The organism is Flintibacter hominis (assembly GCF_014287965.1).
GTDB lineage: Bacteria > Bacillota > Clostridia > Oscillospirales > Oscillospiraceae > Lawsonibacter > Lawsonibacter aceti.
The window spans coordinates 1-1,782 of sequence record NZ_JACOPO010000026.1; the positions used below are offsets into that span (position 1 = coordinate 1).

The window sequence follows — 1,782 nt, forward strand, 5'->3', positions numbered from 1 at the left end:
GACCGATATGCTGTCCCTGATCCAGGAGCAGCAGATCCCCGGCCTGACCGCCTGGTATAACGCCGGCGGTAAGGAGGAGCTGGAGTCCATCCCCGGCCTTGTCCCCGCTGACCAGGTGGTCTATGCCCCCCTGTACCGCAACCCGAAGCGGATCTTCGGCATCGGGCTGAACTATGTAGACCATGCCGGCGACATCGGCTCTGCCGCCCCCACCGGGTTCCCCGGCAGCTTCTTTAAGATGGCTGACACTCTGATTGGCCCCGCCGATGAAATCAAGCTTCCTACTCTGAAGGAAGCCCAGAAGACTACCGCCGAGGCGGAGCTGGGGATCATCATGGGCAAGGACTGCCGCGATGTGTCCGAGGAGAACTGGCAGGACGCCATCGTGGGCTATACCACCATCCTGGACATGACCGAGGAGTCCATCCTGAAGGGCAACGACTATGTCAGCGGCAACCCCCGCTACCTGTGTATCGTGAAAAACTTCCCCACCTTCTTCTCCTTCGGTCCCCAGCTGGTCACACCCGATGAGGTGCCCGACGTGCTGAAGCTGGAGGTCCAGTCCGTGCGCAACGGCGAGGTATACGCCAAAAATCTGGTGAGCAACATGACCCACCGTCCGGCCCGGCTGGTGTCCCTGCACAGCAGCATCCAGGGCTGGTACGCCGGCGACATTCTGTCCACCGGCACCCCCCGCGCCTTTGAGATCAACGACGGGGACATGGCCGAGTGCCGGATCTACGGTCCCGACGGCTTTGAGATGGAACCCCTGGTGAACCCCGTTGTAGACTTGAAGAAGCACCCTGAGAAAGCCTGAATCTGTACTTAAGTATTGCCAATTCTGTAAGGAGGATGAAACCCATGAAAGCCACCTTTGTTTTAACTCCCGCTGAGGCCCGCCGTCTGATCGCCAAGACGGTCATCCAGATGCCTGAATTCCAGAAGGCATGGAAGGAGGCCTATGTGCTGCTGGCCGGCGGCACCACCAACGCCTTCATCGCCCAGGAACTGCTGGGCGATAAGTCCATCGAGCCCGGACTGTGCACGGTGGGCAACAGCACCGATGGAATGCTCTGCGTCACTGAGCCCTCCAGCCGCAAGAGCTTCCCCAACGTATTCTATAAGGGACAGCCTGTGGATAAGAAGATCGACGAGGCCCTTCAGGACTACCACGCTGACACCGTCATCATCAAGGGCGCCAACGCCTTTGACCAGGATGGCCATGTGGGCATCATCACCTCCGGCTTCAATGGCGGCACCGTGCCCAACTTCATCGGCTATATGACCAGCAAGGGCCTGAAGTGGATCTGCCCTGTGGGCTATGAGAAGATGGTGCCCAGTGTGCCCGCCGCCAGCCGCGCTCTGGGCGGCGCCAACCATATCGACATCTCCATGGGTGCCGACCCCGGCCTGTACTGCCTGTCCAGCGCCGACATCGTCACCGAGGTGGAGGCCATCAAGATGATGTTCAACTGCGAGGCCAAGGTAGTTTGCGCCGGCGGCATCGGCGGAAACGAGGGCGCCCACTACTGGGCTGTGGACGGCGATGAGGCGGACATCAAGGCTCTGGTGGACTATTTGGAGAAGGAGATCAAGGGCGAGCCCCCTGTCAAGGGCAACAAGGGCAACTGCTCTAATTGCCGGTATCCTGGCTGCCGCTACAATGGCCTGCAGCCTGACCAACTGCCTGACTGGATGAAGAAGCGGGGCATCAAGAAGTAATATCGCTGACTTTTAGGGCCGCCTCGGTCGTCACACGCGACGGCCGGGCGGCCCGCCCCT

Annotated in this window: 2 protein-coding genes; both read left to right on the forward strand. The window is 60.5% G+C overall.

All coding sequences use genetic code 11. The features are described from left to right. A partial coding sequence (locus H8S11_RS13675; protein ID WP_186853530.1) for a fumarylacetoacetate hydrolase family protein occupies positions 1-817 on the forward strand: 817 nt, incomplete at its 5' end. Between the two features lie 44 nt (positions 818-861). After that, a complete protein-coding gene (locus tag H8S11_RS13680; RefSeq protein ID WP_147571170.1) occupies positions 862-1,722 on the forward strand; it encodes a hypothetical protein in 861 nt (286 codons plus the stop codon). Positions 1,723-1,782 lie beyond the last annotated feature (60 nt).